Below are 21,090 nucleotides of genomic sequence, written 5' to 3'. Positions count from 1 at the left end.
CTTAGTAATAATCAAAGGTAATTTCACAAATCATCCTTGAGCTTGGTCTATAAAAATTGGAAAATGAGCCGGACATCAGCTGCCCGGCATCTTCTTGTATTTAGCAGCGAGCTGAGAGAAAGCAAATCTATCACACTGCTTCTATTTTTATAGTTCAACCATTCAAGCATTCAATCATTCAGTCATAATACTGTATGAATCTTTCCTGCTCGGGGATATCATCATCCAGAAGCAGATCCACCCGCAGCAATTCTGCTTTATGCTCGAGCTTGGCGATGAAGAGGGCGTAGTAGTCGCTAAAGGTCGGGTAAGTGAACAATCCGTACCCCCGTGTCGCTATGATTTTGTTGACCGCCTTGATTTTCTCGGGTAAATATTCATAGTCGTCATGATCCCCTAATTCCTCAAGCTCATCCTGAGCAGCTAATTCAACGTTATGCAGGGATTCATAATCCAACATATAGTGGACGATTTCGTTCCCTTCCTCGCCTTTATAATCAAGATAGAGGAGCTTTTTTGTGGACAGTCCGTAGTCCAACACGGCCTCGTGTATGTCGAACGTCTTTGAATCGCCTAGAATGGCTTCTACATCTTTTTTATCTTCAAATATGAAGGGGACGATATGTTTAGCAGACATGTGGATGTCCTCCATTCCTTTATGCTTGAAACAAAGCCCCGTGTCGGTTCGGAATATAATCGGGATAGTGTTTGCGGTAAAAGTTATCGATGAGACGCAGCGAAGGGTCCCATTCCGGATAAGGCTCAGGAGCTTGGAATTCCATACACGCTTCCGGCGTATTCAACAGGAAATCGTCAGCGAGCCTAGGGACCGGCAGCCCCAGCTTTTTTCTTATATGGAGCAGGAACAGCATTTCATAAGGGTAGAATGCAAATCTGAAGTCGCCGAATTCCAGAGAATTGCCTAATTCCGAGGCTAAATCGGAATGGAACCGCGACATGCTGCGAAGCAATTGCTCCGTCTCTGCAGGATCAGTGGTGTTCCACCGCTCCAGCACGTCCTCATAAATATCCAAATCATCCGGGATTAAGTCGCACTTCAGCCCGTTTTTCTGAAAGGCCTGCCTCAGAGCGAGCTTCACATTTTGACGGGTCCCTGCTATCGTTTTATTTCGGTATTGCAGGTATAGCTCCAGTAAAAACCAGACGTGCCTTTTGTATTCATTGGCATCCATAATGTGCCTGCCGAGGTGTTGGTCGATGAAATCGAATAATAGGGCTTCTTCCTTCTCCCAACCAAACATGGTGAAATGAATTAAGGCTGCGACAACCTCCCCGAAGTTGTACTCCACCCACATTTTTGGATAACGGATTTGATAGAGCTCTTGCGCCATACACTGGTAAAATACGACCATATGCATCGTCTTTAACGGTTCCGTATGCTTCCCGCCATGAAGCAGGACATCGTTTTTCCATTTAGACAAGTAATAGGAGGAAACAGGATTCAGGTCTATCAATAAAATGTGATCTCTCTCTACGTCATTCGATTCGACAATCGTCACAATTTCACGATGGTTCTTTTCATATTTCGCCTGGACCGTTTCAAATTTGATGCCGTCTACAAAGTTTTTGCTGTAGCGTCTGTACGCCACTTGTAATTTCTTAAGGTTTAGCATTGCACTCTCCTTGAAAGGCTGGATACGGAACATCGATAGGTTCTATCCCTTCCTTTATCGGTTTAAAAAAATAAACTTTTGTTATTTTTATAACATTTTCCATATTGGAGCGTCGGCGCTTTGAATTTTTATCCCCCAAATTATATTTTTTTGTAAAGTCTATGAAATCTATACTTTTCATTCTATTAAAAAAGGAATATTATGAAATGTATATGAGAAATAACCATAATTTAGGTAAAATCATTGTTTGTCTTTCTTGAACAGGATGCATGAGATAGAGAGAATGAAACGGGGGATTTGATGTGAAGTTTAGTTCCGTACGCCTGAATCAATTGGAACAAGCCATGAAGCGGGAGAAGATTACGTCTTGTTTAGTGTATCAGCGCAACGGGATTGCACTGGAATATTTCAAAAACAAAAAAAACGCCAACAAATTATTCCAGGTCCACTCCGTAACCAAAAGTGTGCTGTCCATTGCGCTTGGCATTGCGATGGAGGAAGGGGTAGTCGGCGGGACTCAGACACCGATTTCACGTTACTTGCCAGAGGTCGAGTCTGCAAAGGAACAGGTGACGATCGGGCATCTGCTGACCATGACACCGGGATTTCACTGGCCGGAGTGGGAGGCGTGGGGCGGCAGGCCGTTCCCGATGATCAGCAGTACGGACTGGGTGAAATTCGTTCTGGAGCGGAAGATGGATCTTCAACCGGGGCATAAAATGATCTACAATTCCGGAGCCTCGCATGTGTTAAGCGCCATACTCCAGTCGGTTACCGGGCAGAAGACGTCGGCTTATGCAGAAGAAAAGCTGTTTGCCCCGCTAGGCATACAGGAGTACCGCTGGTATGAAGATTCGAAGCGGATTTCTATTGGCGGCTTCGGCCTATGCCTGCGAACGGAGGATATGCTGAAGCTTGGGCTGCTGATGATGAAGAATGGCGTTTGGGACGGCAAACCGATCGTTTCCGGTTCCTGGGTGGACCGTTCAACAGCGGCCTACTACCACACCTATGACAAATGGGGCTCCTACGGCTACCATTGGTGGGTGCTGGCGGATGAGATGAGACGGCCGTACGATCCGAAGATTTTCTTTGCTATGGGCTATGGCGGACAATACATTATCGTCTGCCCGGAGCTTCAGATCGTTGTCGTGTTCACAAGCGAGCTGTGCCGCGATACGACCCGGCCGCTCCAGCTGTTTAAAGCGCATCTTCTGGACAGTATGCTGGAGGCGGCGGGTACATACCGAGGTCCCTTGTACCGTTATTCATAGTCCCGGCATGAACGGGCAGCGTTGTGAGCTTGGCGCCGAAGCCGGCCTTTCGTCTTGAAAGCACAGACGCGGGCCGGCTCTGTTCTTGTCTTCGGCGCAATCGGCACGGTCATGCGGTGCCGCGCTGCGCGCCGGGAGCCGGGTGCGGTCCCGGATGGCCGGGCTCGCGCGAGCCGCAAACATCGCGCGAACGCCTGTGGTTTGCCGTAATTTTGACTGGCTACGATAAAAAAATGGGAATAAGGAAGGGAGTGTAGCTCATGTACGTTCATCATGTAGAAGCGCTGGAGAAGCTGGTGGAATGGGTGGATTCGGACCCGGCAATCCTGGCTGTTATTACCACCGGATCGATTGCGCAGGGGACTGCGAAGGAAACCTCCGATATAGATGTATACATGGTCGTCACGGAGGAGTGCTACCGGAAGCGCGAGCAAGAGCATCAGCTCGCATATGTCATGCGTGACTTCAGCGATGCGCCGGGCTGCTATATCGACATCAAATATATTCCGCTGGAATTTGTGGAGCTGGCCGCCGAACAGGGCAGTGAGCCGACAAGAGCCTCCTTCAGCGGCTCCAGGGCCATATTCTCCCGCATTCCGAAGCTGAACGAGCTGCTTGCCCGCATTCCCGCGTATCCGGAGCAGAACCGGGAGCGGAACCTGAAGGACTTTTACGCCCAAGTGTATTTATACGGCCATTATTTTGCAGGCGAAGGCGAGAAAAAGGACAACCCGTATTTGCTGGCCCATGCCGCAAGCAGTCTGGTTTTATTCGGCGGACGAATCATTTTGGCCCATAACCGGCTCCTTTTCCCGTGTCACAAAGGTCTGCTGGCCGCCGTGGAGGCGGCGCCGGAGAAGCCGGACCAATTTGCGGAGCTGGCGACGGATTTGCTGACCTCCCCTACGCATGAGAAGTGCAAAGCGTTTACAGAGCTGCTGCTGACATTCCGTGATCCGCAGATTTCCATAGAGCAGGCGGTAAGTGTATTTATTCAAAATAATGAATGGAACTGGATGGACGGGCTGCCTCCGCTGCAGGACAGGTAATGGATTGGAATGTTTGATTAAAATGAAACTGGGCAGCGCCTGAACCAGCCTGATTACGGTACGATAATACCTGCAACGGTGTTTTTAGATGAAGGTGGAAGGATTGATTTATTTTGAACGGGACTGGATGTCAAAATAACATGCTGAAGAGAGGGCCAGCTTCTGCGGGTTAGTATAGTGCCCTCTCCGGCTCAGAGAGGAACAGGGTACGATGATGAATTTGAGAACGATGGTCAACGGGCTTGCGTCGAACAAGGCGGCTTTGAAGCTGATCCGGCATTGGCCGCATGATGAGGGAAGCTTGCGGTTTTGGCGGGCCAGCTCCAACTTTGTGTATGTGTTTGCCTGGAAGGGCGAGAACTATTATTTGAGATTTGCCTTCGAGGCGGAGAACAAGCCGGGACAGATTGCCGCTGAGCTTGCGTTTATGCAGTACCTGCAGAATCGCGGTTATCCCTGTGTCGCTCCAGTTCATTCCGTTGCGGGGAATCTGGTTGAAACAGTCACGACAGAGCAGGGCGCGTATTTCGCGGCTGTTTTTCGGGCGGATGAGGGGACTGTCTTGGAGGGGCCTTTAACGGACAGGCAGCTGGAGCAGTGAGGGCAATCCTTGGCGTCACTGCATGTGCTCTCTCAGGACTATGAGCCGGCGGTGGAGAAGCGCAGGAGCTGGCAGGATGTGCTGGATTTTGTCCGCAGTGTGCTGGATCAGCATCCGCAGGAGCAGGAAGCGGGCGAAGAGCTGGAGCGCATGACGGCCTGGCTTCAAGAAATGCCGCTGTCCGGGGAACGGTACGGTCTCGTCCATTACGATTTTCAATTGGATCATCTTTTTTATGACGAGCAGCGTGCGCGATTTCATGTTATCGATTTCGATGATGCCGAGATGGTCGGCCAGTTCCCAAGGTTGATCCGTTTCGCGAAATTGTACAGCTTTGCCAGAGTGCTGCGGTCGCTGGACGACTGCGATCTGGATAAGGCCCCTTCCTGGTACGAAGGGCTGCGTCTCAAGCTGCTGCGGCTGTGCGGCGAGCGTAGAGAAGGCTTTCGCCAGCCTTGGTGAAGCCACGGAATAAGCCGGCAGCAACCATCGTTTCTCGCTTGTTGCTTATTGTATTTGTCAGCATCCGTACGCAAAGACGACGACTGCTGCTGCCAGGCTCGAACATGTTCATCACCTTATAAGTCCGGCTTATTCTCTCACTCAGTAAAGCTGAAAAAAGCACCGCAATCCTGAAAAAAGGAGGCGGTGCCGTTTGCATTTTGTGGGGAAGTTCAGTTTTTTAAATCGGGAATGCGTTATGAAGCTGTGACTGCTCATGACTGCTCTAGGACGCTGTGCACAGCAGCCGGATTTCAATTCCCCACGGGTCTTTTACGGTATGGGCATCATTCTGCACCGTTATGATGTGCCCTGCGTCCTTCAGGCGAGAAATCAGGGCCTGCAGCGCAGTCTTATCCGGCACCGTAATTGTGTAGTACGCGAGTCCCGTTGAGTTGGCCGGCGCCGCGGCGGCACCCGGTCCGGCCCACAGGTTCATGCCGATGTGGTGGTGATAGCCTCCGGCTGAGATGAACAGGGCGCCCATGTTGGCATAATTGCCGACGACTTCGAACCCCAGCAGGTCACAATAAAAGGCCTGTGAATCCGGGAGATTGCCCACATGCAAATGAATGTGGCCGATCCTTGTACCGGCGGGCAGCCCGGTCCAGCTCTCATCCCCGGCTTCGGCCAGCAGTCCGTCCCAGTCGATTGGGTTCGTCGCCATAACATAATTGCCTTCCGCATCCTGCTTCCAGGTGTCACGCGGCCGGTCGGCGTAAATTTCAATGCCGTTCAAATCGGGATCTGTAATATACAGCGCTTCGCTGATCAGATGATCCGCCTGACCGATATGAATGCCGGCCTGAATGAGATTGCGCAGAGCAAGGCCAAGCGCCTTCCGGGTCGGCAGCAGAATGGCAAAGTGATACAGCCCGGTTACCGAGCGGCGGGGCGGAATAATAGCATCCGGAATATGCTCCAGAACAACAAGCGGGGTGCTGCCGTCTGCCGTCAAGCTTGCTGTGGATGAGGTCTCCTCCAGCACCTGGAGACCGATCACCTTGGTGTAAAAAGCAATGGAACGCGTCAAGTCGCTGACCTTCAGCTTGACCTCGCCGAGTACGGTTCCGGCATGAATAACAGTGGACATAATCGATGCGCCTCCAATGTATCAAATTATTTTTGCATAGATACTTACGATTTGTAACTAAGTGTAGTTGGGCATCGGTCTTATGTCAAGCGGGCGGAAGACCGGCTTCATGATCAGGGAGGGCTGTACCGCAGACGGTGTGCGCTGCAAGCAGAGCTCTTCGGTATGCCGGCTATTTCTTTCAGAAAATTTTCAGGTACAGGTCCATGAAACTATGCTATATTTTAAAGGCAAATGGAAAAGAAAGGGATGTTCTAAATGAAACCAACGAAATCATTACTAATCTTGGCAATCGCAGCTTGTATCGCGACTAGCGGCTGTACGTCGTCCAATACGGCGAATAACGGCGGCTCCTCACAGCAAGCTGATTCCGGTAGCTCCTCAGCGCCTCAGGGCGGTCCAGCAGGCGGTAATGCACCAGCGCCTGGCGGTCCAGCAGGTGGTAATGCACCAGCGCCTGGCGGTCAAGCACCCGGCAATGCTCCGGCGCCGTCCAGCAGTCCAGCGCCGTCCAGCAGTCCAGCGCCGTCCAGCAGCCCGGCGGCAGGCGGCAGTTCATCTGGCACTACCTCATCCTCCGGCGCAAGCACAAGCGTCAGCGATGAAGGGCTGACTCAGCAGGTGACGCAGGGCCCTTATTATGTCACAGGCACCTCCCAACTGACCAGCGGCAATCTGAACTACGACAATCTCACAGGCACCAAAATCAAGGTCAAAGGCTATGTTTATGCAGGCGCTACGGGTACAACACCGGTTCCGGGGGCCAAAGTCGAGGTTTGGCAAGCCGATGACACCGGCAATTATCACCCGAACAGCAACGGGGCGGCCAGCAGCTACAGCAAGGATCAGCTGTCGCTGCGCGGCTATGTCGTAGCCGATGACAAAGGTTACTACGAATATACGACGATTTATCCGGGCGAATATACGGGCCGTACCCGCCATATTCATACCAATACTACGGCATCGGGCTTCAAAGGCGTTATTACCCAGTTGATCATTCCGAGCAAATCCGGGGATAAAATGTTGGCGTCTCAAGATAACATTGCACAAAGTCTGCCGGCTTACAATCAAGTGTCCTTCACGACGGTTGACGGCGTGCCGACCACGACCTTTAATTACCGTCTTGCGGCGAACTAATTCATGAGCAGGACACGTTCTACTCGGCTTTTGTTTGTGTTACTCGCTTCCCTTGTCGTCGCCGGCGTTCTGTACAGCCTGCTTCCCAAGCGTGTTGCAAGTGAAACGGTCATCTCGGGCAGTGGCAAAAACGCGCACGGTCAGCTTGCCAATTTCTCCACCAGCGGCACGACCAGCACGATTGACATTCCCGAGAAGGTATCGCAGGTCGCGGCAGGCTTCGACCACTCGCTGGCGCTTACCGCCGAAGGCGCAGTGTATGCATGGGGCGACAATACTTATGGGCAGGTTGGCATCAACAGCGCCAAGGGTGTAGTGAGCGGCCCGCAAAAGCTTAGCTCGCTTCCTCTAATCACGGCTGTGGCGGCCGGATTCCGCCACAGCATGGCGCTGGATGAGGGCGGTCGCGTCTGGGTATGGGGCAACAATATTGCCGGACAGCTTGGCACGGGCGACCGGATCGATGTGCGGAAGCCGACCCTCATCGATCTGCCGGGCAAGGCCGTCCGCATCTCCGCTGGACATCGCTTCTCACTGGTAACACTGGATAACGGCAAAGTATACGGCTGGGGTGCCAAGTGTGAGAAGGACACCAAGCGCACGTTCGCGGAGCTTATGCAGCTTATCGGTCAATCGGCTACAGGCATCAGCTATTATGTCGATGCGAATGCTGATCCGAGCAGCAGCGACACGCAGGAGCTGTGCGAGTTTCAGGGCTTTGTTGCCGTGAGCAGCCTGATTCCTGTCGAGATTCCCGAGCTTGCAGGCAGCCTCCAGATTGTGGCGGGCTTTGGCCATTTGCTTGCGCTGCAGCCCGACGGCACGGTCAAGTCTAAGGGCTGCAATGCCTATGGACAACTAGGCTATCCCACGGCGGATATTGTTCCAGCCGAGACGATACCCGGGCTGACGAATATTGTGGAGCTGGCCGCCAGCACACGCCATTCCATAGCGCTGGATAAGGATGGGCGGGTATGGGCCTGGGGAGCCAACAATACCGGACAGCTTGGTAAAAACCTGGGCAATCTCGAAGGGGTGTTTGACCCTGAGGTAGTGAAAGGGCTGCCTGCGATTGCCAGTATTTCCGCCGGGCATGATTTTTCCCTGGCCCTCGATCGGGATGGGAAAATATGGGCCTGGGGGATCAACACGAGCAGCCAGGCACCCGGAATTGAGGCTGCAAGCTACAACTCTGTCCCGAAGCTGACGAGCTTATTCAATACGACGACTATTGCAGCAGGAGGAGCCTTTGTACTGGCGTACTAAACAATGAACACAACCGTCAAACGAAAAACAGCCTCCTTTTTATCCAGAAACCTGGTTATTTTATCCATTGTCAGCTTCTTTACGGATATTGCCACGGAGATGCTCTATCCGATCATGCCGCTGTACCTGAGCGATATCGGGTACGGCGTCATCCTGATTGGTCTCATTGAGGGCATTACGCAGCTGGCCGCCGGCGTCATCAAGCTGCTTAGCGGCATCTACTCCGACCGCTTGCAGCGGCGTAAAGGGCTGGTGAATCTAGGCTATAACATTTCGGCGTTAGCCAAGCCGCTTATGGCCCTATTCCCGACTTACTGGGCGATCTTCGGCTTCCGCCTGCTGGATCGTTTCGGCAAAGGGATACGCAGCGCCCCGCGCGATGCTCTGCTCGCTGATGTATCCACTCCTGCCAGTCGAGGACGGGTATTCGGCTTCCACCGCGCGGCGGATACGCTGGGTGCGACGCTCGGTCCGCTTATTACGCTGGCGATCCTGTATTTCTATAGTGAGAACATTCCGCTCATTATCGGACTTACTGTCATTCCCGGTGTCGCTGCGATGATTGCGGGCTGGTTCATTCTTGAGCCCAAGCGCAAGACGGAGCTGCCGACTGGCGAAAAAGGCGGATTGAAGCAGGTATATCGCCGTCTGAAGACCTATTATCAGTCGGCCCCTGCTCATTACAAGCGTGTGCTTTATTTGATTGCGGTGATTACCTTGATCAAAAGCACGGATATTTACCTGCTGCTGCGCGCCCGCGAGCTGGGTCTGAGCGATCTGCTCATTATTAGCGCTTATGTTGCGTACAACCTGACTGGCACCTTGCTCATCTATTACCTGGGCTCACTGAGCGACCGGATCGGCTTTGCCAAGACATTCGCGGTCGGCGGGCTGGCGCTTGGGGCCACGTATATGCTGCTGAGCCAGAATGAGCTGCCGTTGCTCCTGGTTTTCGCCGCCTTCATGATTTATGCGGTATTCCAGAGTATCTACGAGGGCCTGGCCAGCGCATGGATGTCGCTGCATATCAAGCAGGAGGACCGGGCCACCGGCCTTGGCGTCATGATGGGCTTTCAGGCGGTTGCTACCCTGCTCGGAACGCTTGCGATTGGCTTGGCCTGGTCAGAGTTCGGCGCGAAGCTGGTTTTTGCGCTAACCGGTCTGCTGGCGGTCGGGCTGGCGATCTATTTGTTTTTTACCGAGCAGCGTGACTATGACAGTTCAACCGATTTCGGCCGTAAGCCGTACGTCGTCGATATCAAGAAGCTGACGATGGACAACGAGAATTTCCGCATGGCCATCTGGACCGGCCAGCAGCTGCAAGTGACCGTCATGTCGGTCCCGGTCGGCGGCGAGGTGGGGCTGGAGGTGCATAAGCAGATTGACCAGTTCCTGCGGATTGAGGAAGGCGAGGGACTGGTGCAGATGGGGCCGGACGAGAACGACCTGCCCTTCCGGCAGGAGGCCAGCACCGACAGCGCTATTATGGTCCCCGCAGGCATGTACCACAATATCATCAACACCGGCCGCAAGCCGCTCAAAATCTACAGCATTTACGCCCCGGCCGAGCACCCTTACGGCACCGTGCACAAAACGGCTGATCAGGCCGACCGCGAGGAGCTGGCTGAGCTGCTGAATGACGATGATTGAGAGTGAGGGAGATTTATTTCAAGCAAGCATGAATCCCCGGACATTCGCCGCCTGCACATAACGCAAAACGCATAACCGAAAACCGAAAACCGAAAACCGAAAACCGAAAACCGAAAACCGAAAACCAACATCGGGTCAGCTAAGCCAGTATCCCGGTGTTGGTTTTCGCCATGCTGCTTCTCTTCCGCACGCGCGCAGTGTTTCGCTGCATGACGGCGGTCGGCCGACCACATGCATCTGGTGCGAATGTGAAGCTCCCATGAAATTCCCGGGTCCTTCGCACCTCAGATTGTGTCGAATGAAGTCGAAATTGATTTACTTGCCAAAAAGTCAAGGTTTGATTTATACTTTTGAGGAATGGAAACGAGTGGAAATGGGACGGATTCATGCTTAAACGGTATGAATCATGCTTGTTTTCGCCGTCGCACCCTGTATGGGTGCGTGGATTGAAACTCGCGGTAATGGGTAATCCGCTTTTCCAAGCGCTGCCGTCGCACCCTGTATGGGTGCGTGGATTGAAACGTTGCTCAGCTACGATATTTTCTTGATCTACTATTGTCGCACCCTGTATGGGTGCGTGGATTGAAACCTGATACAAATATATCATCTATGCATCAGGAAGTCGTCGCACCCTGTATGGGTGCGTGGATTGAAACGGTTATGAATGGGCGGTTGGTGAAGTGTTGAACAGTCGCACCCTGTATGGGTGCGTGGATTGAAACGACCCGTACGCCCAGGCAGACGCAGAGAGCCTGCTGGTCGCACCCTGTATGGGTGCGTGGATTGAAACTCGCCCAGTGCAAGGTTAAAGAAGTCTCCTGCTGTCGCACCCTGTATGGGTGCGTGGATTGAAACGGCGCATGGGCATCGGCACTTTCACATTTTTCTAGTCGCACCCTGTATGGGTGCGTGGATTGAAACTCTAAGAAGTCGAACGGAACGCACTCGTCATGGAAGTCGCACCCTGTATGGGTGCGTGGATTGAAACGGATGCTTACCGAGACAATAACTCGGCAGTGTTTGTCGCACCCTGTATGGGTGCGTGGATTGAAACGCTGGTTGCCAAATGATGATGTGCGGGATAACCTGTCGCACCCTGTATGGGTGCGTGGATTGAAACGAAGCGGGAACAATAGCCTTGCCTTTTTCCTTTGTCGCACCCTGTACGGGTGCATGGATTGAAACAATTCCAAATAGCGTATCATCGAATGGAGTATCATAGTCGGCATCCTACATGGATGCGAATCTTCACAACTTCGTTATACGTCACAAGAATAATACCGCTTTCTCAATGCCAACGAGCATGGTTGAGAAGGCGGTATTTTTGCTATTTTTTTGTAAAGATTTAATAAAATTACATTACTTCATATTTCATTTCATTATTTCCTGTTAAACGAAGCACTTTTCATGTATAATCTGGGAATAAAGTGGTTCTTTTTGCATAACTATGTCGATTTTTAGGTGATTTATTAGGAGTGAAAGACTGGGTCTGAAGCCTACTTAAGAACAGAGGTGAGCAGGATGGAGAAGACAGGGCAAGAGCCTGAAATCAGCTTGAGTCATTTCAAGAACATTCTCGAAGCTGGTGTAAAGGCAAAGAAGGCCTTAACGGAGCAGGAGCGGATTGAGATTCAGATTGTGACGCCAATGTTCGGGGGCGGCCATAAATCCGGCGAGGTGGATCAAGCAATCCCGGTTCGGGCATCCGCGATTCGCGGTCATTTGCGATTCTGGTGGCGTGCGACTAGGGGGGCTGCTTATGAAAATGTATCCGCTCTGCGCCGCCGTGAGGTCGCCATTTTCGGGGACACCAACAATCCAAGCCGGGTCAGGGTGTGGATTGATAAGAAGAAAACAGCGCAGCCGAAGCCAGCCATGGAAGAGTACTTGGATCGAATGAATCGCAGAAAGAAGAGATTTGTTAGGCAACTTGTTACTTATGCCGTATTTCCTTATCGAGATACAAAAAATTCAGAGAATAAAGCCCGGACGTTCAGCTATCTCCCTTCCTATGATTTTACACTATGCCTACGAATTGAGGAGGCTTCTTCATCTGGCAATAATGAAAGCAATCAGGATGATTTGACTGTGGATGATGTGAAAAAAGAAGTGTACGCCGCGATCTGGGCCTGGATTAACTTCGGCGGACTGGGCAGCCGGACGCGCAGAGGATGCGGCAGCTTGTACTGCGCCGAGTTCTCGCCGGGGGCATCCGATATGGCGGACCTGAAGCAGTGGTTCGAAAAGCAGCTAAAAAAACATAATCTGATGCTGCCTCCACGTGGTATCTTGCGGGGATGGCCTACGCTTTGTTCCGAATTCTATGTCAAATCCGTTTCTTCAGATTATCCTGATAGAGCATGGAAAGGTGCGATAGACACCTACCAGAGATTTAGAAGTCTTTCCAACACGAAATCCGGAGAGAAGAAGCGAAGCCACTGGCCTGAGGCGGACTCGCTGCGCAAAATGATGGGGATGGCTGAGCCTGACCACGAGAATCCGAATACATTGTCCTCTGGTGATCTGGAATATGCCTTCCCGCGGGCCCAGTTCGGGATGCCAATCATCTTTGAATTCAAGCAGGACATCCATCTAAAGTCCAGAACAGACGGCAAGCGGGAGCCATACAAATCGCAGCTTGTTCCCAAAGAAAGGGAGCGTCTGGCATCGCCGCTCATTGTCAAGGCGCTCGCTGTAGGTAATTCGAAAAAAATTACGGGAATCAGCATGTTCGCAATTTTGAATCAACCCGAATTGGACGAAGTGGAGCTGCAGATTCAGGAACAAGGTGGAAATACAGATATTGTCGAGAAACGGCTGAAACGAAAACCGATCGAAAAAAAACACATCTACCCGACATTAAAATACGAAAAAAGCCCAATGAAAGATTTGAACGGCAATCCCGTACAGTCTGCGATTGATGCTTTTCTGGACAGCGAGGAGGTGCGAACGTGGCTGAAAATCAAAACAGATCGTGGATGATGCAGTTCTCCATCGGACCGGTGCAAGAGTTTATTGCGCAGGCGAGGAAGACGCGCGACCTGTGGTTTGGCTCGTTCTTGCTGGCGGAGCTCGGCAAGGCGGCTGCCCGCCGGTTTCAGGAGCAGACGCACGATCCGGGGGATGGACTCATTGTCCCGCATCCTCAGGTTCTTGAAGCTCCGCCATCCGGTGAAGGCGAGCGCAGCTCGTCCAAGGTTTCCAGTGTGGCCAACAAGCTGCTCGGCATTGTGACTACGGGCGATCCGAAGCATGTGGCGCTGGAGGTGCGCAAGGCGGTGGAGCGCGAATGGCAAGCGTATGCGATGAATGCTAAGCGGCTGCTGCAAGGCTGCATCAATGAGAATCTCTGGGACCGCCAAATCAAGGACGTCGTGGAGTTCTATGCAGTCTGGACGCCCCTTGACGGCAAGTATGATCACGTTCGAAGCCGGGCGGAAGAGCTGATGGCGGCCCGTAAAACGCTGCGGGACTTCAAACAAAATGAGCCGGGACGGTTGTTCGGCGAGAAGAAATCCAGCCTGGACGGCGGGCGGGAGTCGGTGCTATGGCCGGATCAGTATGCCGCGTATGCGCGGTTTGGCATCAAGAAGAATGAATCGCTCGACGCGATCTCGCTGGTGAAGCGTTTGTCCCGCTGTATGCAGGAGAAGCGGGAGTTTCCGTCGGTGTGTGACGTCACCTTCCTGCATTTTCAGGAGCAGCTGCTCCAGCCGGACAAGGCGGCGCAGCGGGAACGGGTGCTGGCGTATTATGGAAGGATGAAGGAACGTTACGGAGATCAGCTACACTTTGCGGAAAAGACTTCATCAGGAGTGGTTCAACAGGGTTCGGTCCCGATTCCGGCTGAAGAGGTCCATGCAGTCGAAGCGTTAGATTCCCGGCTTTTTTATGAAAACCGCATTCATGAGTTTGTGGCTGAAGGACATAAGCATCTGGAGAAGCTGTCTAGCGACGAGTTGAAGCGTTCTATGGACGACAAGACCGAAGCGATCAAGCGATCGCTGCGGGAGTTGTATGTTGGCGCGGGCCGCGGAGCGGTGCGGGAGCCTAATGCGTACTATGCGTTCGTTATGGGGGACGGAGACCGGATGGGGCAGTTCCTGAAATCGCTGAAAACCCGGGAGGAGCATCTGGAGTTCACATTGCGAATGTCCGAGTTTGCCGCCAGAGCCGAGCATATTGTCAAGCAGCATAGCGGACAGCTTGTGTATAGCGGCGGGGACGATGTGATGGCTTATTTGCCTCTGCATCGTTGCTTGGAGGCAGTTAAGCAACTTCGTAAAGCCTTCGGGGAAACGATGGAGCGGATGGCTGCGGGAGTAGCCGCTCTGAGCGAAGAAGGAACGGGAAATGTAAACGAGGAGCCTGTGCTGCCGACGCTTTCGATCGGCATTGCGATTGTCCATATGATGGAGCCGCTAGGGGAGACGCGCCGTCTGGCGATGCAAACCGAGCGTGCCGCCAAGCAGCACCCGGGCAAAAATGCGCTGGCGCTGCACTTTCAGAAGCGCAGCGGCGGCGATGCGATGAAGTTTTGTGTGTCGTTTGACAAGGAGCCGATCGAATGGATTCAGGGGATACAAGATGCATTCTTGGATCAGAACCATGCCAGGTCGTTATTCTCCTCCGGCTTTGCCTATGCGCTGCGCGACCTGCACCGGGAATACGAATCGCTCATACGGAACCATTCGTCCTGGAACAGGCCGGATGGAGAGCTTCAGGAGGTGCTCCGGCAGGAGATTACCCGAATCGCCCGCAAGAAGCTGGGGGCGGAGCGTGCTGCTGAGCTGCTGGGGGGCGAGCCGGTAGGCAAACTGGGAAAGCTGCTTGAGACGGTGCGCGGCCGGGATAAGGAAGCCTTGGAGCAGCTGGGGCTGGTGGCCGAGCTGTTTATTGTTGCCATTACCTTGAAGAAAGCGGGGGACGCCGATGTGGAAGACGATTCGAATTGAGCCGCTGGACCCGCTGATGCTGCGTGACGGGCGTCCGTTCGAGACGGAGCCGGGGGTCGTGGCCCGTAGCATGGACATGGTGTCCTCAACCACAGTAGCCGGTACGGTGCGAACGATGCTGGGCAAAGCGATAGCCGGCAGCTGCAGCCGGCGTGAGATTTATGACTCGGACTTGATGAAGAAGCTGGTCAAATCCGAGCTGCGCGGTCCATTGTACCAGTTGGGGGACCAGCTATTTTTTCCATTCCCGCAGGATGTGGAATTGTATGAAGAGGCGGAGGGCATTCGGATCTGCATCAGGCGGCCCTGCTCGCCAAAGAAAACAGATGGCTTCCTCGGCTCTGGCAGATCGGGGCAGTTTGAGGACGTGCTGTGTCCGCCGGTTATGACGCTGCCCGAGAGCAAGCCGCTCGGCGAGTCGCGCCGTCCGGCCCTGGTCTCGGCGAGTCTGATGCTGAGCTGGCTGTGCGGCGATGAAGCAGCGCAGGAAGCGTGGCAGCGGGCGCTCAACCATTGGTGCAGCGGCAACAAACAAGGACTGGAAGCCGGCAAACCGGATTTTCTGGCTGCTCTGCCGAGGGAGGTCCGGCTGCATACGGCTATCGACCCGGTAACCTACGGTCCTCAGCGTGAGAAGCTGTTCGGCACGGAGTCGCTGGTGTTCCCGCAGGATGTGTCGCTGGTAACTCGTATTGAGGTTCAGTCGCAGCAGCTGGCGAGCCAGTGGCCCGAGCAGCTGTCCGGGGTTCATCCGCTGGGCGGAGAGCGGCGGCTTGTTCATTTCAGCGAGCTTCGGGATGAAGGCGTGATTTGGAGCTGCCCGGATCAGCTCAGAAGGACGCTCGCGGAAGAGGATAAGCAAAAGGAGAAGTATATTCGCATGGTGCTGGCGACACCGGCTTATTTTGCCAAGGGCTGGCGGCCGGGCTGGCTGGATGACAAGCTGGAGAGCACGTCGGCCTTGCTTAATGGGGTCAAGCTCAAGCTGTTGTGGGCGTGTGTGCCGCGTTGGCAGCCTGTCTCCGGCTGGAGCTACACCCCGGTGTGGCCGTCTCCGGCGCGTGCTGCGGACGGGAAGAAGAAGCAGGAGAAGCAGGAGAAGCCGGTCAATGGCGCGGAGAAAGCAGTTCGTCGGCTCGTTCCGGCGGGGAGCGTTTATTTTTTTGAAGTGATGGAAGGCAGCCTGAGTCACCTGGTCGAGCAAAAATGGCTCGTCTCCGTATCTGATCAGAACCGGCGCAAAGGCTCTTTCGACCGGGAGGACGGGTTCGGCCTGGCTTTGTGGGGAAGATGGAGTCCGAATGGCGATTCTGGGAAAACGGAAGGGGATACATAGAAATGAATGCATGGTTATATTTTGTTCATTGCCTGACACCCGTGCATGTCGGCACGGGGCAGGGGGTTGGTATTATTGACATGCCGCTGATGCGGGAGAAAATTACCCAGTGGCCAATGCTGCCCGGCTCCAGCATCAAAGGCGTACACCGGGAGCATCTTCGCCAAACGCCGGGGATAGACGAAGCATGGCTTGACGCCGCGTTCGGCAGGGCGGAGAGCTCCGGCGAGGAAGGGGCCGCAGGGTCCCTGGTGCTGAGCGACAGCCGTCTGCTTGCCTTCCCTGTCGCCAGCCTGTACGGGACATTTGCCTATGTCACCTGCCCGATGGCGCTAAGGCGGATGCTCCGGGACATGGCAGCAGCGGGAATGATGCCGACGGAGGCGCTGTTTGTGGACGATCTGGACAAGCTTCTTACCGCTGAAAGCGACCAGAAGCCATCCGGCCAGCAGAAAGAGGGCGATGTACCGAAGGACAGAGCGCTTGTCGTCTCCGGGGGGAGTGCGCTAACGTCTGGCGATATGCTGTATTTGGATGAATTTGAATGTAAGGCGATTGAGTCTGATGCACTTGAAAAATGGGCGAGCTGGCTGGAAGCAGCGCTGTTTGCCCATGATGAATCTTTCGGGCGTTTGTTCAGGGAGCGGCTGACGGTCGTATCCGATGAGGCGTTCCAGTATTTCGTCACCGTGTGCTGCGAGGTGGTGCCGCGTATTCGGCTGGAGCAGGAGCGGAAGACCGTACAGCGGGGCGCGCTATGGTACGAGGAATATTTGCCGGCGGAGGCGATTCTGTACGGCATCTCCTGGTGCGATAACATTCATGGAAGAAGCGGAGGTACAAGCCGCGACGATTTGCTTAAGCAGCTTCCGGAGAAGCTCTGGGTTCAGGTCGGCGCCAATGCAACGGTTGGCAAAGGGCGGGTTTGCCTAAGCCACTATAAGGGAGGGCGCTCATGAATTCAGTCAATCACGGTTACGCAACTGGGGCCCTTGAATGTGTGAAGCATGTGGAGGAAAAGAACAAGAAGGCCTATGGCAGCCAATGCCACAGGTTTCCGGCCATGGTGCTGACGAATGGACTGGAGCTGACGGTCGCATTTTTTAAGGCTAAGTCCAAAGCCAAGAATAAGATGAAGACCCCATCAACGGGTGAAGCCGGGCAGCAGATATTTATAGACGATTTAATGGAGGTTGCCGGAATTAAAGATTTTCTTGTCAAAAAGAACTGCACCATGAGCGAGTACCGTCTGGCGACGCACCGTGCGCTGGCAGCCTCCGTCTGGTTCAAGCGGTATGCGGAAGCGATTCTCGGCGTGGATCAGTCTGAAGCACAGGAGGAGAGCGGAGCGGGAGGCGGGTTATGAATCTGCAGCTAATGTTGACGAAGAAGCTCGTACCTGGTAGCAAGGCTCCGGACTTGAGCATGGTGATACTAGACGGCAAGCATCGGCAGTCGTTTTATGAACATGTGATACAGCAATATAAGAAAGGCTGGGATACGCAGGGCGATTGGTACAAGCAGATGTTCGACCGGTATTATACAGCGAACGTGCAGGAGCACGGCGTGTATCGGTCGATCGAGGCGCAGACGCAGTCTCCGCTCTTGATTGGCGGCGGGCAGCAGACGGTGCTGGAGGCCCATATTACGCTACACAAGACGTATGGCGTTCCGTATATTCCCGGCACCGCGCTGAAGGGCGTTAGCGCCCGACTGTGCCGCACCTATCTGGGGGAGCAGGATCAAGGGTTTGCCGAGGACGGCGCGTATTACAAGTGGCTGTTCGGGGCCCAGGAGCAGGCGGGGCATATTCATTATTATGATGCATTCTTGACGCCTGGAACGGTGAGTGGAGCGCTTCGGATAGACGTGCTTACGCCGCATCATCAAGCGTACAATCAGCTTGCGGCGCAAGGGCCGGGGAACACGGCTGGCCGAACTGCGGAGGAGGCGGCGGCTCCGAGGGACGACGATTCGCCGGAGCCGGTGCATTTTTTAACTGTGCAAGGCTGCTTCAGGCTGATGTGGAGTTATACGGGTCCTGACGATTCTGTCGAAAAATGGCTGACGATGGCAGAAAAGCTGCTCTGCACCGCGCTGGGTGAGGAAGGGCTTGGCGGCAAAACGAATGCGGGCTATGGGCGATTGGTAGCATCGGAGGAGGGGAGCAGATGAGCAAGGAAGAGCCGGATCATGGTAAGGTGTTAAAAAAAATTGTTCAGAACTACAATCTGCTGGAACAGACGATAGTGGATCAGCTTCAATTCAGTGTCGCTCACCATTTAACAACTGGAATTTACCGTGAGGGCATCTGGAAATCATTATTTGAGCAGATTGTTCCCAAGAAGTTCTCCATTGAACAGTCGGTGTTTATCGTCGACTCCCAGGGAAATGTCTCGAAAGAAGTCGATCTGGTCATCTTCGACGAGCAGTACACGCCATACATTTTCCGCTATGGGAACATTAAGTATATCCCGATTGAAGCGGTGGCCGTTGTGGTACAGTGCAAGAGCACGAATGTCAACGGAGACGAATTGCAAAAATGGGCGGTCAGCATCGACAGGTTGAAAACTTCCCTGATGTCTGTTGTTCGGACACAAGGGTCTCTAGCCTGCGGGCTGGATGAAATAACAAAACCGAGCACACAAACCTCAACCCGACCGATCAAGATTTTATGTCATACAGATAAGAAAACGTCGGAACAGGTTCAGAAGCTGTTCGATATTATACTACATCCTGTTGGTAATAAGCTGACAATTACGATTCCGAATGAAAATGAGCGACATTTGGGACAATGGCATGCTACGTTGAATCATGCAGGGGAAGACGATCCGGTTAATAAACAAGAGTGTCTTACCGTGACGAGCGGGAAAGCAACCGAAGTTACCCTGGATGCTTATCGGGTCCGCCAGAAGGAAGAGCCGCGAGAAGAACGTTCGCTGCTTTCGCTCACATTTCAGTTGAATCAATTGCTGATGCTGATTAACAACCCGATATTTTTTCCGCATCTTGCTTATGTCGAGATGTTTCAAAAATACATCGTCGAGGAAAAGCAGCAAAAGGGCAAATCAGCCGGAGCAAAACGAAGGTCAAGTAAATAAGCCTTAGCCAGTATCCCGGTGTTGGTTTTTGCGATCCTGCTTCTACATCTGGTGCGAATGTGAAGCTCCCATGAAATTCCCGGGTCCTTCGCACCTCAGATTGTGTCGAATGAAGTCGAATTTGATTTACTTGCCAAAAAGTCAAGGTTTGATTTATACTTTTGAGGAATGGAAATGGGTGGAAATGGGACGGATTCATGCTTAAACGGTATGAATCATGCTTGTTTTCGCTGTCGCACCCTGTATGGGTGCGTGGATTGAAACTACTGCCATTTGCAATTAGGCGAATTATTCCTGGTCGCACCCTGTATGGGTGCGTGGATTGAAACCGATGGACGCCGCGCTGGAGCCGACCCGTACAAAGGTCGCACCCTGTATGGGTGCGTGGATTGAAACAAACTCCTCCAACGTGCCCCGGAAGCAGCCGCGGTCGCACCCTGTATGGGTGCGTGGATTGAAACACGTACCTTGTTGTAATACACATCAAAGTCAGCATGTCGCACCCTGTATGGGTGCGTGGATTGAAACTACTCCGGGATAGCACATTGACTGACAAAGAGCGTGAGCGTCAAATAGCCCCCACCTAGCAGTCAGATGGGAGCAAGTGTATGATGGATTAAGATTACGCGAGGCGGCAAGAGTCCGGAAGTGAAGGTGACCACGGCATAAAGGGTTCTAATGCCTGGGCGTCTCGAGGATTCGCAAGCTGAGGCAGTTCCTCGAACAGGTACATGAGATACCGGAACGGATGCAACCCGTTTTCTTTTGCCGTCTCGATCACGCTGTAGATCGCTGCGCTGGCGGCAGCTCCCCGCGGGGTATTCGCAAACAGCCAATTTTTGCGCCCGATCACAAACGGCTTGATCGAACGCTCGCTGCGATTGTTGTCGATCTCTAGTCGTCCGTCCTTTAGGAATGCCGTGAGCTTCTCCCATTGGTTCAAGCTGTAGGCAATCGCTTGGCCAATCAGACTTTTGGGCATCGTCCGGGATTTCTGCTGGCGCAGCCACGCATAGTAAGTATCCAGCACCGGACGGCTTCGCTCTGTACGTGCCTTGTGACGTTCTTCCGGCGTAGCCTCCTGCAATTGTCGTTCTATGGCAAAGAGCTGGTTGCAATACGCTAGCCCTTGGGCAGCTACTGTTTCCGGATTGCTTTTGGCTTCCGGCGCAGCTTTCAGCGCTTCGTCATACTTGCGACGCGCATGCGCCCAGCATCCCACCAACGTGACGCCTGTCACCTTGTGGTAACCCGGATAACCGTCTACATGCAGGTAGCCTTTGAAGCCCGAGAGGAAGTTCCGCGGATGTTCCCCGCCGCGTGTCCGCTGGTAGTCGTAGATGACCGCTGGCTGTGCACCGCGCCCCGTCCGATACAACCACAAATACGAGGCAGATTCCGCCGACTTCCCCGGCTCCCGCAGTACCTGTAGCGTCGTCTCGTCCGCATGCAGTGCTTCTTGCTTCAGCAAATATCTCTTCATTTCCGACACA

17 protein-coding genes, 1 pseudogene and 2 CRISPR repeat arrays are annotated in these 21,090 nt (G+C 53.4%); of the genes and pseudogenes, 13 read left to right on the top strand and 5 right to left on the bottom strand.

The window, feature by feature from the left end:
* Nucleotides 1-178: 178 nt before the first annotated feature.
* Together WBG83_RS16915 and WBG83_RS16910 are read right to left on the bottom strand one after the other, a co-directional pair.
* Nucleotides 179-637 (bottom strand): DUF6630 family protein, encoded by a 459-nt coding sequence (locus WBG83_RS16915; protein ID WP_336746413.1) that lies wholly within the window; start codon nt 635-637, stop codon nt 179-181.
* Nucleotides 638-656: 19 nt separating this feature from the next.
* On the bottom strand, nt 657-1,634 hold the full coding sequence (locus WBG83_RS16910) for a hypothetical protein (protein WP_336746412.1): 978 nt from the start codon (nt 1,632-1,634) through the stop codon (nt 657-659).
* A 302-nt stretch (nt 1,635-1,936) separates the two neighbouring features.
* Between WBG83_RS16910 and WBG83_RS16905 the strand changes: the two genes are divergently transcribed.
* From WBG83_RS16905 to WBG83_RS16895, 3 genes and pseudogenes are all read left to right on the top strand, one after another.
* Nucleotides 1,937-2,908: a serine hydrolase domain-containing protein gene (locus WBG83_RS16905; protein WP_336746410.1), complete on the top strand. Its 972-nt coding sequence runs from the start codon at nt 1,937-1,939 to the stop codon at nt 2,906-2,908.
* A 260-nt stretch (nt 2,909-3,168) separates the two neighbouring features.
* Entirely contained in the window at nt 3,169-3,957 is a 789-nt protein-coding gene (locus WBG83_RS16900) for a nucleotidyltransferase domain-containing protein (protein WP_336746408.1), read from the top strand.
* A gap of 211 nt (nt 3,958-4,168) precedes the next feature.
* Nucleotides 4,169-5,020 (top strand): annotated as a pseudogene (locus tag WBG83_RS16895) (phosphotransferase enzyme family protein).
* Between the two features lie 265 nt (nt 5,021-5,285).
* On the opposite strand, the gene WBG83_RS16890 reads toward WBG83_RS16895, so the two are convergent.
* Entirely contained in the window at nt 5,286-6,152 is an 867-nt protein-coding gene (locus WBG83_RS16890) for a VOC family protein (RefSeq protein WP_336746407.1), read from the bottom strand.
* A 310-nt stretch (nt 6,153-6,462) separates the two neighbouring features.
* On the bottom strand, nt 6,463-6,711 hold the full coding sequence (locus WBG83_RS16885) for a hypothetical protein (protein ID WP_336746405.1): 249 nt from the start codon (nt 6,709-6,711) through the stop codon (nt 6,463-6,465).
* Between the two features lie 62 nt (nt 6,712-6,773).
* On the opposite strand from WBG83_RS16885, the gene WBG83_RS16880 reads away from it, so the two are divergent.
* From WBG83_RS16880 to WBG83_RS16835, 10 genes are all read left to right on the top strand, one after another.
* Complete coding sequence (locus tag WBG83_RS16880; protein WP_336746404.1) at nt 6,774-7,289, top strand: dioxygenase family protein; 516 nt, start codon at nt 6,774-6,776, stop codon at nt 7,287-7,289.
* Between the two features lie 3 nt (nt 7,290-7,292).
* Nucleotides 7,293-8,555, top strand: coding sequence for an RCC1 domain-containing protein (locus WBG83_RS16875; RefSeq protein WP_336746403.1), 1,263 nt, complete (start codon nt 7,293-7,295; stop codon nt 8,553-8,555).
* A gap of 3 nt (nt 8,556-8,558) precedes the next feature.
* On the top strand, nt 8,559-10,205 hold the full coding sequence (locus WBG83_RS16870; RefSeq protein WP_336746402.1) for an MFS transporter: 1,647 nt from the start codon (nt 8,559-8,561) through the stop codon (nt 10,203-10,205).
* A gap of 421 nt (nt 10,206-10,626) precedes the next feature.
* Nucleotides 10,627-11,390: direct repeats of the CRISPR family, unit length 32 nt; unit sequence GTCGCACCCTGTATGGGTGCGTGGATTGAAAC.
* A gap of 336 nt (nt 11,391-11,726) precedes the next feature.
* The gene (gene cmr1, locus WBG83_RS16865; RefSeq protein ID WP_336746401.1) at nt 11,727-13,187 is read left to right on the top strand and encodes a type III-B CRISPR module RAMP protein Cmr1; all 1,461 of its coding nucleotides are present in this window, start codon (nt 11,727-11,729) and stop codon (nt 13,185-13,187) included.
* Nucleotides 13,157-15,160, top strand: coding sequence for a type III-B CRISPR-associated protein Cas10/Cmr2 (gene cas10 / locus WBG83_RS16860; RefSeq protein WP_336746400.1), 2,004 nt, complete (start codon nt 13,157-13,159; stop codon nt 15,158-15,160). Before cmr1 ends, cas10 begins: the two co-directional genes overlap by 31 nt.
* The gene (locus WBG83_RS16855; protein WP_336746398.1) at nt 15,138-16,496 is read left to right on the top strand and encodes a type III-B CRISPR module-associated protein Cmr3; all 1,359 of its coding nucleotides are present in this window, start codon (nt 15,138-15,140) and stop codon (nt 16,494-16,496) included. The genes cas10 and WBG83_RS16855 overlap by 23 nt, the downstream gene beginning before the upstream one ends.
* A gap of 2 nt (nt 16,497-16,498) precedes the next feature.
* Nucleotides 16,499-17,455, top strand: a complete 957-nt coding sequence (cmr4, locus tag WBG83_RS16850; RefSeq protein WP_336746396.1) for a type III-B CRISPR module RAMP protein Cmr4 — start codon at nt 16,499-16,501, stop codon at nt 17,453-17,455.
* Nucleotides 17,452-17,862, top strand: a complete 411-nt coding sequence (gene cmr5 / locus WBG83_RS16845) for a type III-B CRISPR module-associated protein Cmr5 (RefSeq protein WP_336746394.1) — start codon at nt 17,452-17,454, stop codon at nt 17,860-17,862. The genes cmr4 and cmr5 overlap by 4 nt, the downstream gene beginning before the upstream one ends.
* Complete coding sequence (gene cmr6, locus WBG83_RS16840; RefSeq protein WP_336746393.1) at nt 17,859-18,671, top strand: type III-B CRISPR module RAMP protein Cmr6; 813 nt, start codon at nt 17,859-17,861, stop codon at nt 18,669-18,671. The genes cmr5 and cmr6 overlap by 4 nt, the downstream gene beginning before the upstream one ends.
* On the top strand, nt 18,668-19,597 hold the full coding sequence (locus WBG83_RS16835) for a DUF6602 domain-containing protein (protein ID WP_336746392.1): 930 nt from the start codon (nt 18,668-18,670) through the stop codon (nt 19,595-19,597). The genes cmr6 and WBG83_RS16835 overlap by 4 nt, the downstream gene beginning before the upstream one ends.
* Before the next feature lie 232 nt (nt 19,598-19,829).
* A CRISPR array of direct repeats spans nt 19,830-20,125; the repeat unit is 32 nt; unit sequence GTCGCACCCTGTATGGGTGCGTGGATTGAAAC.
* Nucleotides 20,126-20,219: 94 nt separating this feature from the next.
* On the opposite strand, the gene tnpC is transcribed toward WBG83_RS16835, so the two are convergent.
* A partial coding sequence (gene tnpC, locus WBG83_RS16830) for an IS66 family transposase (RefSeq protein ID WP_336746391.1) occupies nt 20,220-21,090 on the bottom strand: 871 nt, incomplete at its 5' end.

It is taken from the genome of Paenibacillus sp. y28 (genome assembly GCF_037137075.1).
GTDB lineage: Bacteria > Bacillota > Bacilli > Paenibacillales > NBRC-103111 > JBBBNV01.
This window is presented reverse-complemented; position numbering and strand designations above follow the sequence as displayed.

Coding starts and splice junctions, on each gene's coding strand:
- WBG83_RS16885 (WP_336746405.1), bottom strand. CDS start 6,711: ATGAACTGCCGCCTGCCGCCGGGCTGCTGGACGGCGCTGGACTGCTGG.
- cmr5 (WP_336746394.1), top strand. CDS start 17,452: ATGAATTCAGTCAATCACGGTTACGCAACTGGGGCCCTTGAATGTGTG.
- WBG83_RS16910 (WP_336746412.1), bottom strand. CDS start 1,634: ATGCTAAACCTTAAGAAATTACAAGTGGCGTACAGACGCTACAGCAAA.
- cmr1 (WP_336746401.1), top strand. CDS start 11,727: ATGGAGAAGACAGGGCAAGAGCCTGAAATCAGCTTGAGTCATTTCAAG.
- WBG83_RS16900 (WP_336746408.1), top strand. CDS start 3,169: ATGTACGTTCATCATGTAGAAGCGCTGGAGAAGCTGGTGGAATGGGTG.
- WBG83_RS16870 (WP_336746402.1), top strand. CDS start 8,559: ATGAACACAACCGTCAAACGAAAAACAGCCTCCTTTTTATCCAGAAAC.
- cmr4 (WP_336746396.1), top strand. CDS start 16,499: ATGAATGCATGGTTATATTTTGTTCATTGCCTGACACCCGTGCATGTC.
- cmr6 (WP_336746393.1), top strand. CDS start 17,859: ATGAATCTGCAGCTAATGTTGACGAAGAAGCTCGTACCTGGTAGCAAG.
- WBG83_RS16890 (WP_336746407.1), bottom strand. CDS start 6,152: ATGTCCACTGTTATTCATGCCGGAACCGTACTCGGCGAGGTCAAGCTG.
- WBG83_RS16875 (WP_336746403.1), top strand. CDS start 7,293: ATGAGCAGGACACGTTCTACTCGGCTTTTGTTTGTGTTACTCGCTTCC.
- WBG83_RS16835 (WP_336746392.1), top strand. CDS start 18,668: ATGAGCAAGGAAGAGCCGGATCATGGTAAGGTGTTAAAAAAAATTGTT.
- WBG83_RS16915 (WP_336746413.1), bottom strand. CDS start 637: ATGTCTGCTAAACATATCGTCCCCTTCATATTTGAAGATAAAAAAGAT.
- WBG83_RS16855 (WP_336746398.1), top strand. CDS start 15,138: ATGTGGAAGACGATTCGAATTGAGCCGCTGGACCCGCTGATGCTGCGT.